The sequence below is a fragment of the Sporolactobacillus caesalpiniae genome (assembly GCF_040513385.1).
Classification (GTDB): Bacteria; Bacillota; Bacilli; order Bacillales; family Sporolactobacillaceae; genus Sporolactobacillus.
The window spans coordinates 87,605-100,921 of sequence record NZ_JBEVCB010000006.1 but is presented as its reverse complement, the minus strand read 5'-3'; the positions used below and the strand labels follow the sequence as shown (position 1 = coordinate 100,921).

Genomic DNA, 13,317 nt, shown 5'->3' with positions numbered 1-13,317 from the left:
TTTTGCCTAGTTTTATAGACAAAGCGGCATATTAAACTATTTGATTATACTTTTTCACCGCGTCTCCAAAAGCAACAATTAGTGCTTTTTGTGATGAGCCAAAGTATCTTTGCCTTATTTCGTCCACGATTGTAGGATCATTGATTAATCGTCCGGTTAGTAATGAATGAACAAAGCGAGCCGTTAGGTTAATAGTGGCTGAACACTCTGCATCCACAATTCTTCCGCTTGCACGATCAATGACCAATCCAATAAAAAACTGATTAAAACGAATTGTTATCGGATTCTTTTGCGATGATTTGGCATCGCCAATAACAAAAACAGTATCGTTGCAGTAGATCATGATGATTCCTTCCTTACTTATTCAGATGATTTGAGGGGCTGGCAACTGGATGGCTGCAGGAACTCAAATCGTGAACAGCTTCAAGGATTAACAAAAGTATATAAGACAATCTTTTATTTGTCAATATTATAATATTTCAAAAAATAGTGCTTTTTTATTAGTTGGATCACGCATTATCCTGCCATCATCCGACTGATTTCGAGAGTTCGATTAAATAGTGAGCAGCCAGATTACCGATCTCTTGACTAGCAAATAAAGCATCTTGTCTATTTTCAAGTCCGCTTGTCATAACGGTTAACGCCATTGAATGTCCATTACAATAGAAATAAGCCGCATCATGATCAATTTTTTCCATTTCACCCGTTTTGTTATAAACGGTAACCGGTTGTATTTTTTCATCAAATAAACCAGGGAGCTTGTCTCTGAATTGTTGATGAAGCAGCCAAGATTTAACTTCATCCGGCAACGGATCAGATTTTGAAAAGACACGGCGAATCATCCAATTTGCGTCATGCGCGCTTATCCAATTTGTGCGCCCCTCTTGTTGCGCGGCTTCATCCATCATTTTTCGTTCAACTCGTGTTTCCACTAATCCCTGTTCTTCGATCCACGCCTGAATAGCATCAATGCCAAAGAAGTCCATTATTAAATTCGTTGCCGTATTATCTGAAACGTTTATCATCAAAGCGAGGAGATCTTTGACTTTCCATTCATGCGCAGACAATACTTGAAGCACTCCTGAACCGCCCACAATCTGATTTTTACTAAGCGTGATGGTTTGATTAAGCATATCTGAACTGCCATTCAATCCTTTGTATGCGTACAGCAATATCGGTAATTTAATCAAGCTTGCAGAAAGCATAGGGACATTCTCCTTGTATCCCAGAGCAAATCCGTCCGATCCGATAGCCTCAATAGCAATATGGCCATCCAGCTTATAGACAATGTCCATGATTGCTTTGTATAAATCATCATTCAAATCAATCATTAGTCTCCCCCTTACGTTCAAATGGATTTGTGAAAACGCTGATAGATAATAAGTGTTACATCACACCCGGCTGAATCCACAATTGTTTCCGATCTGCATCAAGCATCGCGTCAACACCAAACGGAATTGAGAAATTCGGCGCACAATGTCCGATCATAAAACCGCTGACCATTGGTTTTCCAAGCTCACCTAAATAGGTTTGGAACACTTCTTGATAAGTAAGAGTCGCGTCCCCATTATCCGCTTGATTTTGGTGAAAGTCCCCAATGATAAACCCCGCTGCTTGATCTAATTTTCCTGCTAACCGCAGTTGATTAAGCATACTGTCCACACGATATGGCGCTTCGCCAATATCTTCTATAAAAAGTAATTTGTCTTTAGTTTCAATCTCAAAATCAGTACCAAGCGAGCTCGCAAGCAGTGTAAGATTTCCCCCGACGAGCATTCCCTCAGCTGTACCTCCTTGATATATGGTTAGAGGCGACAGATATTCATCATAACGCAGAGACATCGGCTGAAAAAGCTGAGAGAACAGTTGTTTCGAGAGCAATGGAACGTCATTATCACCAAGATCTGAAGCGAGCATTGGGCCATGAAACGTAACCAATCCTGTTTTTTGACGAATTGCTGTATGCAGGTATGTAATGTCGCTATAGCCCCAAAACACCTTAGGGTGGCTGCGGACCAAATCATAATCAATTCGATCTGCGAAACGTGCCGTACCATAGCCGCCTCTAGAACAGATCACCGCACGAACGGAATCGTCGGCAAACATTCCATGGAAATCATCCAAACGATCATCATCGGGACCAGCCAAGTAACCGTATTTTTTTGCAACATTCTTCCCTAAGCGTACTTGAAAACCGAGCTGTTTCAACCAGTCGGTTGCCACTTCAAGGTGCTCCATATTCGGCGGTCCGGCGGGACTGATCACACCGATCGTGTCCCCTTCATATAAACGGCTTGGAATGATCATTATACCATCTCCCTCAAACATCACAAAATCCAGTTCATCAATCAGGTTGAACTGGATTTAAGCCCAGGATTATTTAGACAAGACAACTCGTGTTTACTGATAGCAGCAGTCGCTGCCGCCTAGATATGGTAACAGCCTTAAACAAACCAAGTATATTAGTCCGGTAATACTTTGTCAATATTTTAAAAATTAACTATTATTTTTCATTATTTGTATTGACAACACAAATAATGATTTCTATTATCATGCGGTAAATGCCAATTTCGACTTTTATGTATGAATCAATACCTCTGAGGAAAGCTAAGAATGAACGGTCTATTATTGATAAAACAAATAATAACAGTAGTTAATGCTGGTGTTCAGTTATTCTATGAATTGAGGTTATAAGATGGCAAGAAGAAAACGAGCCGCACTTAATTTTCTTGGATCTACAAATTTATGTTACCATCGGCCGGTTGTGGTTGCTTGGTGGTCTGCGGCATTTCCAGGTTTCGGGCATATGCTGCTGGATATGCACATCAAAGGGAATGTACTCTTCCTTTTTGAAATTATTATCAATGTTCATTCTAAGCTGAACTTGGCTATGGTTTACAGCTTCATGGGGGAGTTTGACCGCTCAATAAGTGTAATAAATACACGTTGGATACTGATCTATATTCCTTTTTACTTTTTCTGCATTTCAGACAGTTACCGATCTGCTCTTAAACTAAATCAGCTCTCCACGTTGACAAGTGCACAGCCTCTAAATATAAAACCGCTTGATCTGCGCACCTTTGAAAAATGTTATCTTGACAAACGAGGCCCATGGGTCGCTGCGATTTGGTCCATTCTTCTCCCCGGTCTTGGTCAACTTTATGCCCGTCGTCTCATAACATCACTGTTGCTTCTGTCATGGTCGCTCACAATTTATGTTAATTGCCATGAATGTGAATATATCTTGATTTTGACTGATGGCATTACCGACTTTCAGGAGGCGGTTAAGGTACTCAATCCCGAATGGCTGCTTTTTATGCCCTCCCTAATTTTTGGAGCTGCTTATGATGCTTACTTAAAGACGATCGATACCAATAAGTTGTTTGACGACGAACAACGCGAGTACTTGAATCGAGATTGGCAAGCGCATAAAAACAGCGTGCTATTGGGGAATAGGGGGAATCTGATTAATGAGTAACATCATCTGCCTTTTTCAACCGTCACTAGCTGTTGAACTGGTATTAACGGAGTTGCAGAAAAATCAAATAGAACAAAATAACCTTGCTTGTTTTTTTCTAGATCCTGTTCTATCTAAACCAATCATGCAATCAGATGAAAAAATGACAAAGGCAGAATTAGGATTTATTATTGCAACTATTTTCGGAGTGATAGGGGCAAGTGTGGGATTTCGCTTGCAACTGGGACCCATTGTCTGGGGGGTGTGTTCAAGTTTTGTCGGTTTTTTAATTGGATTTGTCATAGATTATTTGATTAAAATAAAGGGCAAAAATAAGCCCCAGTCCTTTGTGGTCATCTCAATTTGCTGCCAAAAGGACCAGGTGCCTGACGTAAAATCAATCTTAACCAGTTATCACGTACTCGGACTTACTGTTATTGAATCATGAATGCCGCCCTCAAATTTTTCCTTCGTCATTTTATCGCGACAGCTTTTGCAATAACCATATATTTCAAATTTGTGTCCGGTCACTTGAAATTCAGGATCAATTTGTGACAAATCTTGCATCGGGCAGACATCAATCGTTCGTGTTTTGCCGCAACGGAGGCAAATAAGATGATGGTGATGATACTCGGTGCAGTGGAATTGGTATATCTTTTCTCCATCAAGTTCTGTCTCTTCAAGAATCATCAGATCCTGAAATAAGGATAGATTGCGATAGATCGTATCGAAACTAATACCTGGATAGTCGCCCTTTAGCTCTATCTGAATATCTTTTGCTGATAAGTAGCCATTCTTCCGATCGAAAAGATCCAGTATATCCTCACGCTTATCCGTGTGTTTGTAACCTTTATTCTTCAATAAAACCATGGCTTCTCGTTTGTTCACTGAGAATCACCTCTTTGGTAGCAAATCAGTACTTCACTTCACAGCATACCATTTTTCTGTGAAAAATCCTAACAATCCTTTTCAAATCAGAAGTGGATGTCTCAAAAGGATTCTGAAATGAAACGTGTACTGCCTTCGATTGTTCGCAATCAGCAGGGATACTCCCGCAGGAATCCGCACCTTGCTTCATTACCTATGCCTTTGTATCTCACTCTAAAAAGGTGCCCCAAGGTCAAAAATAGACCTTTGAGACACCTTCTCAGTTCCTGTTCCTTTATCGTTACCAGAGAAATCCTAACGCCAATATTGCAGCGATTGATGCCAAAGCAATAGGATAACCCCAACCCCAGCCTCCCCAAAGAAATAATCCGGGATTGTTTGACATATCGCTGCCGGCAGGCTGCAAATAAGCGTTACGCTCGTCGACACGAGTCAGAACGCCTCGATGTACCGAACCATCATTGCAACGAATTTCGACCGGTTGATTCACCAAATTGCGACATTGAGAATAAACAGATTGGTTGAGCATTACGCATTCGCTCCCATTCACAAGGTATTCTCTAATACTTTATGTCGGAACATCCTAAAGCGAATCGACATACATCACGCCATTTGCGCCTGTTTTTAATTATTCCCTGATATAGCGATGCCTGGTATGGTCAATTGTTTGAGCAAGCAGATTCATGACATGCTCATCTTCTTCAGAATAATACATCACTTTGCCATCTCTACGTGATTTAACGAGATGTAACTGTTTCAAGAAACTGAGCTGGTGTGACACAGTTGATTGCTGCAAATTAAGAAATTCCGAGATTTGCGAAACTGAGCATTCTGTTTGAGATAGTAAAAATAAAATGCGCACACGTGTCGGTTCTGAAATTGCCTTGAATATTTGAGCAACAGCGTTTAAGGTTTGTTCGTCTAGATCAACAGGTGTTGGGTCAACCATATTCATCCTCCTAATCTAATGCCATCGTTCGTTTAAAAGAAAAAGATCGATGACAGACCTGTTCTTAAGCAGCTTAACATGTAGTCCGCTTATTTTCGTACGTTTACTTTTTTCGACCACTCTTCAATATTCCACACTCTAGTGATCCATTTTTCATAGAATGCGGGTTCATGACTGACAACCAGCACTGTACCTTCATAGGTTTCAAGTGCATTGCTCAGCGCTTCTTTTGCGGAAACATCAAGGTGGTTTGTTGGTTCGTCAAAGATCAGCACATTGCTTTTTTGCAGCATCAGTCTGCCAATGCGCACTTTTGTCTCCTCGCCGCCGCTCAGTGTATCCATTGGTTGACGCATGTGCTCGGCGTAAACGCCACATTGAGCCAAATGCTGGCGCAACACTTTTTCAGGCGTCTCAGGGTATTGGTCCATCATCCATTCTAAAGGTGTCAGATGCGGTGGCGCAGAGAGTTGAGAAAAATAACCTGGTTTTACGCGATCTCCCTGACCAACTTTTCCCGAAAGCGGTTCGAGCTCACCTAAGAATGTTCGGAGAAGTGTCGTCTTACCGATACCATTGTGCCCCACGATCGCAATCTTTTCGCCACGTTCAATTTTCACAGATATGGGAGGAAAGAGCGGCCGTTCATAGCCGACATTTAATTTTTCCGCTGTAAAAATCATTCGAACAGGCTGACTATCCACTTTAAAGTGAAAGGTAGGCTTTTTCACTTGGGAGGGCGGATCCAGTCGATCGATTTTGTCTAGCTGCTTCTCTCTACTCTTCGCCTGTTTTGCCGTTGCAGTTCGCACTTTATTCTTCTGTATATAGGTCTCAAGTTTTTTGATTTCTCGTTGCTGCTGTCTAAAGGCAACGACCTGCTGCTCTCTGCGCGCCTCATGCTGTTTGAGATAGGATTGATAATTTCCGACATAACGTATCAACTGTTGATCTTCCAAATGATACACGAATTGAGCAATGTTATTTAAAAAATCTGTATCATGAGAAATAACGATAAAAGCGTGTGAATAATTGTTTAGATAGTTCGTCAACCATTTGATGTGCACTACATCCAAATAGTTTGTCGGTTCATCTAAGAGCAGAACATCCGGTTTCTCCAGCAATAGTTTAGCCAGACATAATTTAGTTAATTGACCACCGCTCAGTTGATTGACATCTTTATCAAGGCCGATTGCAGACAAACCTAAACCATCGGCCATCTCATGAATTCGCGCGTCGACTGTATAGAAATCACTTGCAAGCAGCAGTTCTTGAAGCTGACCATATTGGTCAATATAGGATGAATCGGCATCCGGCTGCTGCATTTTAACCGCCAGTGTATTCATCTCACGTTCCGCATCGAACAATTTTTTAAACGCATCCTGCAGGCTTTCATAAATAGTTTTTCCATTTCCAAAATGAAGGTGCTGCTCAATAACGCCAATTTTCATATTCCGCCTTTTGCTTATGGTTCCGCCATCTGGCAGCAGTTCACCTAATAAAAGTTTAAGAAAGGTTGATTTTCCGGCGCCATTATGCCCAACAAGCGCGATGTGTTCACCTTCCAAAAGTCTAAAATTCATTTTTTTATAAATCAACTTATCTCCGTATGAGAAAGCGACATTTTTCGCTTCAATAAGTAACATGTATTCACTCCCCTAATTTGTGGCCGATCGAGAAGGCTGCAGATTAGAGTCTTTTCCGCATCCACTTGAAAAAAAGGCGAAGCAATAACGCTTCGCCTCTCCTAAGTTCATGATTCAACCGTAAGAAACAGAAACATCTCTGATCAATTGCTGCAACCGATTAGCCTGATTTAACTCGTGAAGAAGGCAAACTCCCCCTATCAAGCCAATTTAAGTTGCAGACAATCAGACAGAACCATAAAAGTTTCCACTCCTCTATTTTATACTCAATACATTTTAACTCTTTAAAGATCGAAAAGCAATGCATTCATTAATAACGATAGGCGAGCTCAATCTCATGTTCTATAGGAATACCGTCCTCGTTGTATATAGGAATCGCGGGTTTCAATCTTCTTGCTTCAGTTACCGCTCCAATCCTCAATGCAGAGATGGTGAATCCTCTCTTTTGATAAAAGTGCAGGGCATGCGTGTTGTCGTTGGTTGTGGTTAAATACAGCCGGCTTGTTTTCCTTTCCTTTGCGACTTGCAACATTGCTTGGATTAAAGAAGAACCAACGCCGCAACTGATTTTGATGCTGTCCAGTGAAATGATTTCAATCGCATTTTCCATCACTCGGTACGTCAACAAGCCAGCGAATTGCTCATCTATATATGCGAGGAATCCCGGCAAGATCGGCACATCGATCAGTTCGCCATGGATTGCCATCATTCGCCCGCCCCAATGAAACTCCATCTGTCTCTCAACATCCAATCGATCCTTGTCTTCAATAGGCCTTATTTTAACACGCATTTTGACGCCTCCCCGATATTGTCTATAAACAATGACACAGAATTAGTTAATCGCCCCTAATATAAAAGCCCAAACATTTTTCAATACCTTGCATAGTCTACAAATAGGCCTTTGTTTAACCATGACTAGTGTTTATTCGATTTACCGATCATAGGAGGTTAGACCATGTCATATCAACAGTACTGGGAAAATCTAATCAACCAGCCAGTCGAGATTCAATGCAATGACGGATCTGTTCACGTTGGAATCATCGAATCATTTGACCAAAATAATGTCTATCTAAAACCTTTGGACAGCAACCAGACAACCAATGAGACAAGAAGCGGGAATGAAAATGATGAACGTTTCTTCGGCCTCGGCTTCGGACCTCAGGCATTCCTAGGAGGTTTTGCCGGCGGATTGCTTGGTGTAGGACTTGGATCCATTATTGGCGTTCGTCCATGCCCTTACTGCCCACCGAGACCTTATTACGGGCAGGGACCTCGGCCACCATATGGCGGCGGATTCTACGGTCAAGGACCCGGACAGTTCTATTATTGATCTGATCTCTATCCTTTTCGCACACCCGTTGCAGGTGTGCTTTTTCCTATTTAAGGCAATCGGAATCGAAATATTCAATAACTTGGCGTTGCCAAGCCTTTGAAAAGAGCCAAATTGGCGTCACCTCAAGAGTTTGCCTCTGTCTTCCTCCAGATTCCACCTCACGTTGACGCCCTTGCCTTTGGTTAACAGTTCCTACTGCCAAGTCTGTATCAGATGTTTCATCGCCGAGTTGTCACCCATGTCGGGCGCACTTCGAAAAACCGGTCAAGCCCGGTCCTTACTTCCGCAGGATGCGGTGGCTTTCGCGTTGCTTGCAGGACGTATGCGTGCTTAGCGAAAGTTCCTTACTTATGAAAGCTCCTTTGATCCAAATACCGTTTTGAATCATCAACCTTGTCTTGAACAGACATTTCTATTTCATACTGGTAGAGTTTGTTCAAAAAGGAGGACAAAAAGAGCCGAGAAGATCAAGGAAGCGCAGTTTCGAGCACCAGAGCGTATGCAAATTATACGTGAGGAGCGGAGAAACAAGCTGACGCAGAGATTCGACAGCAATTTTTCCCGGACTTTTTGAACACCCTCTGGTAGGAAAGTATAAGAAAACATTTAAAGAAAACGAGTGTAAGCGGTCCGAAAAAACGCCGCGTCCTGCGGCTCACCGGACACTAGGCCGTCCATGGCCGTCGCAACTAAGTCTTCGCCTTCGCCAGGGGCTTGGCGAAACCAAGTTTTCTAATAAATCATTCTGGTCCTTAATTCGGTATCGCGGCCGGAATAAAATAAGCGGAGATTTTCCGCTAATATGCATCCTGGCGCTTGTTTCACAGCTACATAAGGGTAATTTTTCCGCTTATGCACAGAAAAATCCTCCATTTTCACGTTTTTCGATTCGATAAGCGGAATTTCTCCGTCTATTTAAGCAATTTTTTCATTTATTTACTAATTAAGCGGAATTTTTCCGTTTATTTCTCAGATTGAGCGCTTACCTGATCGCCCAGCCCAACCGAATCTTATGATCTTATCGTCGTACCGGCAAGGCAAAACGCTATACTTTCTTAACTTATCGAGTAGGAGGAGATAATTTCTCCGACCTCTCACACCACCGTACGTACGGGTCCGTATACGGCGGTTCAATAGCTTAAGTGTACATGCTCGAACAGATGGACTAGATTTTTGAGTCCCACCTGTTCGAGTATTTTGTTTGTGATCGACCGATGTAAGATATGGCTACAGGCGATGCGCCAGTAGCCTTTTCGTGTATTTGCCCATTCCCATGCTTTTGGTTTTGGAACGTTAAGTTTCATGAGACTTTTATATCTCGTCTTGACTTTCTTCCAACGTTTCCAAATGATCTGGCGAATTCTTCGCCGGAGCCACTGATCAATATGCCGAATATAGCTCTTCATATAGCTTATGCCATAGTAGTTGATCCATCCTGTGGTTACTTCATTAATTTCTTTAACGATCCCACGGATGTTACCGCTTCGGCTTCTTTTCGTCAGTTGTTTGAGCTTTCGCTCAAAGCGCTTTTTCGACTTGATGTGGGGGCGAAATCCCAATCCCTGCTTGGTCGTGTGCAGGCAGAATCCAAGAAATTTAAGTTTCGTTGGGCTGCCGACCTGAGTTTTCTCCCGATTGACGGTTAGTTTCAGTTTATCTTCCAGAAAGGTGGTGATGCTCTTCATGACTCGTTCGCCCGCTCTTCTGCTTTTGACGTAGATCGTACAGTCGTCGGCATAGCGAACAAACTTATGTCCTCTTCGTTCCAGTTCCTTGTCCAGTTGATCAAGATAAATGTTGCCTAGAATGGGCGAGAGATTCCCCCCCTGGGGAACACCGGCCTCGGTCGGTACAACCTTTCCATTCGTATGCACACCACTGCGCAGGAACTTGCGAATGAGTTGAAGGACGATTTTGTCCTTAATCCGTTTTTCCACGCAATACATCAACTGATCATGATTCACTGTGTCAAAGTAGGCTTTTAAATCAAGATCCACCGCATATCTATATCCTGCTTCGTAGTAAGCCTTGACGCGTTTCATTGCGTTATGGGCACTGCGGTGCGGGCGGAAGCCAAAGCTGTTGTCTGAGAACGTCGGATCAACGATTCGTTCCATCACTTGAAGGATCGCTTGTTGCACCAGTCGGTCACAAACAGTCGGAACGCCAAGGTTTCTTTTTGATCCATCGGGTTTGGGAATTTCCACACGTTTTACCGGTTGTGGCTCGTACGAGCCATTCGTGATCTGTTGGATAAGCTCATCCCTATTTCGCATGAGAAAGGGAAAGAGTTCATCAACGGTCATTCCATCAATTCCGGCTGATCCTTTATTCGCCTTAACACGCTTATAGGCTCGATTTAAGTTCATTCGGTCGGTGATTCTCGTGATGAGATCATGCACACCATCTCTTCTTTCAGTTTCACCGTGAGTCGTACTGCACACTTCTACCGTACCTTCGGATTCCATCCTATTCTTCGATAGATAGCCATCTTTTGATGTTGTCTGTGATTGTCGCATGACTCACACCTCCGCTGCTTCCAAGATTACTATTGTTCAGCCCTTCGTCCTGTCGGACTACTATGGCTTCTGCTGACTTCTTACAGTTCACCAAACCATCACTGGCTCGGTTGCTTCTGTGGAAATTTTCTTTCCTCTTGTCGGAGGCCCCTGTAAGATCTCCCCGGGTAAGAACGACCGCTTTCCTTCCATGTGGCTGCTGCATATACTGTTTGAGATTCGGGCAGTATTGGACTTCACCTTGTTACGCAGGCTTATCCGTCTCTATTCAGCCTTAGTATGCAGTTCTTGTTCATCAGCCCAGAAGTTTGCCTCCGGCTTCCTTCAGATTCCACCTCACGGTGGACACCCTTGCCTTTGGCTAACAGTTCCTACTGCCAAGCCTGTAGCGGACTTTCACCGCCTAGCTGTCGTCCATGCCGGGCGCACGTGAAAAAAAGGAATCAGCCTCAGCTGATTCCTTTTGATAATAATTCATTATTTTAAGTTTAAGACAGTCACACGTTCACGGGACATGGACAAGATACTGTTATGGATACCTTGAACACCCATACCGGAAGCTTTCACACCGAGGAATGGGAAATGATCCGGCCCCCGCTCCGTACGGCCATTAATTTGAACCGTACCCGCTTCAACTTGTCGTGCAACGGCGAGTGCACGATCAATATCCTGTGAGAAGATACTTGCTTGCAAGCCGAATTCGGACTTGTTTGCAATTTCAATTGCTTCTTCATCGGATTTTACACGAATGACTGGCAATACGGGACCAAATGGTTCGATCCATGCAATATCCATGTCTTCTGTTACGTGATCCAGAAGTGTAGGATAAATCAGGTTCTCTTTCCGTTTGTTTCCTGTAATAAGTGTCGCGTTCTTCGCCAAGGCATCATCAATTAACCCTTGAACAAAGTCAGCTGACTTGTCATCAATTAAAGGAACAATTGTACTGTTATTTTCCGGTGAACCTACAGTGAGTTTTTCAATCTCTGTTTTCAAACGTGAAACGAGTTCATCAGCAACTTTTTCATTCACGAGCACACGTTTGATTGCTGTGCATCGCTGACCTGAGTATGAAAATGCGCCATTCATAATACTGCTAACGGCAACATCCATATCAGCATCATCAGAAACAAGTGCCGGATCCTTGCCGCCTAGTTCAAGAACAAGTGGAATCATTGCTGTTTGTTTTGAAAGGTGACGTCCGGTAGCGGAACCGCCGGTGAAGCTGATCATATTGATTCCCTTGTGTTCAACGAGGTAATCACCAATCACTGAACCGCGTCCTGTTGTCAGACTAAGCAAGCCTTTTGGAAGACCAGTTTTATCAAGTGCTTCAATCATTTTAATACCGCTGATCGATCCTTGAGTCGCCGGTTTGAATAGTACAGCGTTGCCAGCCATCAAAGCCGGCGCAATTTTCGATGCGGCAAGGTTAACCGGATAATTAAATGGTGCGATCGCAAGCACGACACCCAACGGCGCACGTTCAACGATACCAATTTTCTTTTGATCGCCGCCGGGAAAGCCGTCTCCTTTCAGGCTTTCACCGTGCATATGCAATGCCTCTTGCACAGTATAGCGAATTAAATCCGCGGTGCGAACAACTTCCTTTTGAGCATCCTTAAACCCTTTGCCCACTTCTTGCATAACGGCAGTCGCAATATCCTCGCTGCTTTTCACAAGTTCGTCAGCCCAGTTTTCTAAATAAGCGCCGCGTTCACTTAAAGACAGCTTAGCCCATTCTTTTTGTGCCTTATGAGCTGTTGTGATTGCAGAATCCACTTCATCCTGTGTGACCGCTTGAACATATCCGATCGTTTTTCTCAGGTAAGGGGATTGAATGGCGATTGTCTCTCCAGATGAACTTTTTTTCCATTCACCTTCGAGGTAAGCCATATAGGTGGTCAATTCTGATACGTTAGAAGCCATACCTTTTTCATTCTCCTTTTTTGTCAATTATTTTCTATATCGCAATTGTTCTCAAAGCCGCGCAAAGCCGCAATGAAACAAGCGCTCCAATTGACATTTATTTTCGTTCACCCATTACAGTAATACAATAAGATTTTCAATGAGTACTTATCTTTTCACACATTTATTTTCGCACGAAAAGTGCTTAATATCCAATCTTCTGCTCACTGGCTGTGTGATCCGGTCGTTCTTAGAAGCACGTAATACTATTATTTTACCTGCTTATTATAAGGTTTTAAAGCAATTTCATATATTTGTCAAGAAATTAAATTTATTTGTACTCGACTAAGGAACAGTATTATCCCAACCTTTTATACTTGAATAAGTAAGAACCCATCACCTATGTATTAGAAACGGAGATGTGTAGAACAAGAGACTCCCTGAATTAGGAGCCTCTTTTCAACAATCGCTCTCCTGCATAAACCGAAATCTGTTCGCAAGCGGAGCAAGAATTAACGCCAAAATAACAACAGGCAGCCAAGCAACCAAAAAAAGGAAAAAAGCGGCAAAATGTTTGGGCCGCCAAGTGCACCAGAACGGAAGCAGACCTAACAGTG

At 42.9% G+C, this 13,317-nt stretch carries 13 protein-coding genes; 3 read left to right on the top strand and 10 right to left on the bottom strand.

What is annotated here, in order from left to right; all coding sequences use genetic code 11:
• Positions 1–31 precede the first annotated feature (31 nt).
• The 3 genes from ABWW58_RS12850 to ABWW58_RS12840 all read right to left on the bottom strand — a co-directional run bounded on the left by ABWW58_RS12850 (position 32) and on the right by ABWW58_RS12840 (position 2,307).
• A complete protein-coding gene (locus ABWW58_RS12850; RefSeq protein WP_093669690.1) occupies positions 32–340 on the bottom strand; it encodes a DUF3870 domain-containing protein in 309 nt (102 codons plus the stop codon).
• Between the two features lie 187 nt (positions 341–527).
• Positions 528–1,331, bottom strand: coding sequence for a serine hydrolase (locus tag ABWW58_RS12845; RefSeq protein WP_353869505.1), 804 nt, complete (start codon positions 1,329–1,331; stop codon positions 528–530).
• A 55-nt stretch (positions 1,332–1,386) separates the two neighbouring features.
• Positions 1,387–2,307 carry a S66 peptidase family protein gene (locus ABWW58_RS12840; RefSeq protein WP_353869504.1) on the bottom strand — a complete coding sequence of 307 codons (921 nt, stop codon included), beginning with the start codon at positions 2,305–2,307 and terminating at the stop codon, positions 1,387–1,389.
• 388 nt (positions 2,308–2,695) lie between these two features.
• Here ABWW58_RS12840 and ABWW58_RS12835 point away from each other — a divergent pair, with 388 nt between their 5' ends.
• Positions 2,696–3,478 carry a hypothetical protein gene (locus ABWW58_RS12835; RefSeq protein WP_353869503.1) on the top strand — a complete coding sequence of 261 codons (783 nt, stop codon included), beginning with the start codon at positions 2,696–2,698 and terminating at the stop codon, positions 3,476–3,478.
• Positions 3,471–3,905, top strand: coding sequence for a hypothetical protein (locus tag ABWW58_RS12830; RefSeq protein ID WP_353869502.1), 435 nt, complete (start codon positions 3,471–3,473; stop codon positions 3,903–3,905). Before ABWW58_RS12835 ends, ABWW58_RS12830 begins: the two co-directional genes overlap by 8 nt.
• On the opposite strand, the gene ABWW58_RS12825 is transcribed toward ABWW58_RS12830, so the two are convergent.
• The 5 genes from ABWW58_RS12825 to ABWW58_RS12805 all read right to left on the bottom strand — a co-directional run bounded on the left by ABWW58_RS12825 (position 3,872) and on the right by ABWW58_RS12805 (position 7,730).
• The gene (locus ABWW58_RS12825) at positions 3,872–4,345 is read right to left on the bottom strand and encodes a Fur family transcriptional regulator (RefSeq protein WP_353869501.1); all 474 of its coding nucleotides are present in this window, start codon (positions 4,343–4,345) and stop codon (positions 3,872–3,874) included. The genes ABWW58_RS12830 and ABWW58_RS12825 overlap by 34 nt on opposite strands.
• A gap of 280 nt (positions 4,346–4,625) precedes the next feature.
• Positions 4,626–4,874: an LSm family protein gene (locus tag ABWW58_RS12820; RefSeq protein WP_093669298.1), complete on the bottom strand. Its 249-nt coding sequence runs from the start codon at positions 4,872–4,874 to the stop codon at positions 4,626–4,628.
• A 99-nt stretch (positions 4,875–4,973) separates the two neighbouring features.
• The gene (locus ABWW58_RS12815; protein ID WP_353869500.1) at positions 4,974–5,294 is read right to left on the bottom strand and encodes an ArsR/SmtB family transcription factor; all 321 of its coding nucleotides are present in this window, start codon (positions 5,292–5,294) and stop codon (positions 4,974–4,976) included.
• 89 nt (positions 5,295–5,383) lie between these two features.
• Positions 5,384–6,940: an ABC-F family ATP-binding cassette domain-containing protein gene (locus ABWW58_RS12810; RefSeq protein WP_353869499.1), complete on the bottom strand. Its 1,557-nt coding sequence runs from the start codon at positions 6,938–6,940 to the stop codon at positions 5,384–5,386.
• A gap of 310 nt (positions 6,941–7,250) precedes the next feature.
• A complete protein-coding gene (locus ABWW58_RS12805; RefSeq protein WP_353869498.1) occupies positions 7,251–7,730 on the bottom strand; it encodes a GNAT family N-acetyltransferase in 480 nt (159 codons plus the stop codon).
• Positions 7,731–7,895: 165 nt separating this feature from the next.
• Here ABWW58_RS12805 and ABWW58_RS12800 point away from each other — a divergent pair, with 165 nt between their 5' ends.
• Positions 7,896–8,270: a hypothetical protein gene (locus ABWW58_RS12800; protein ID WP_353869497.1), complete on the top strand. Its 375-nt coding sequence runs from the start codon at positions 7,896–7,898 to the stop codon at positions 8,268–8,270.
• A gap of 1,133 nt (positions 8,271–9,403) precedes the next feature.
• Here ABWW58_RS12800 and ltrA read toward each other — a convergent pair.
• The gene (gene ltrA / locus ABWW58_RS12795; protein ID WP_353867335.1) at positions 9,404–10,792 is read right to left on the bottom strand and encodes a group II intron reverse transcriptase/maturase; all 1,389 of its coding nucleotides are present in this window, start codon (positions 10,790–10,792) and stop codon (positions 9,404–9,406) included.
• A gap of 477 nt (positions 10,793–11,269) precedes the next feature.
• Complete coding sequence (locus ABWW58_RS12790) at positions 11,270–12,721, bottom strand: NADP-dependent glyceraldehyde-3-phosphate dehydrogenase (RefSeq protein WP_093669308.1); 1,452 nt, start codon at positions 12,719–12,721, stop codon at positions 11,270–11,272.
• Positions 12,722–13,317: the final 596 nt, after the last annotated feature.

Bases quoted from the DNA above. Each gene is read 5' to 3' on its own strand.
- ltrA (WP_353867335.1), bottom strand. From the start codon at position 10,792: ATGCGACAATCACAGACAACATCAAAAGATGGCTATCTATCGAAGAAT.
- ABWW58_RS12840 (WP_353869504.1), bottom strand. From the start codon at position 2,307: ATGATCATTCCAAGCCGTTTATATGAAGGGGACACGATCGGTGTGATC.
- ABWW58_RS12800 (WP_353869497.1), top strand. From the start codon at position 7,896: ATGTCATATCAACAGTACTGGGAAAATCTAATCAACCAGCCAGTCGAG.
- ABWW58_RS12790 (WP_093669308.1), bottom strand. From the start codon at position 12,721: ATGGCTTCTAACGTATCAGAATTGACCACCTATATGGCTTACCTCGAA.
- ABWW58_RS12845 (WP_353869505.1), bottom strand. From the start codon at position 1,331: ATGATTGATTTGAATGATGATTTATACAAAGCAATCATGGACATTGTC.
- ABWW58_RS12815 (WP_353869500.1), bottom strand. From the start codon at position 5,294: ATGGTTGACCCAACACCTGTTGATCTAGACGAACAAACCTTAAACGCT.
- ABWW58_RS12830 (WP_353869502.1), top strand. From the start codon at position 3,471: ATGAGTAACATCATCTGCCTTTTTCAACCGTCACTAGCTGTTGAACTG.
- ABWW58_RS12835 (WP_353869503.1), top strand. From the start codon at position 2,696: ATGGCAAGAAGAAAACGAGCCGCACTTAATTTTCTTGGATCTACAAAT.
- ABWW58_RS12805 (WP_353869498.1), bottom strand. From the start codon at position 7,730: ATGCGTGTTAAAATAAGGCCTATTGAAGACAAGGATCGATTGGATGTT.
- ABWW58_RS12820 (WP_093669298.1), bottom strand. From the start codon at position 4,874: ATGCTCAACCAATCTGTTTATTCTCAATGTCGCAATTTGGTGAATCAA.
- ABWW58_RS12810 (WP_353869499.1), bottom strand. From the start codon at position 6,940: ATGTTACTTATTGAAGCGAAAAATGTCGCTTTCTCATACGGAGATAAG.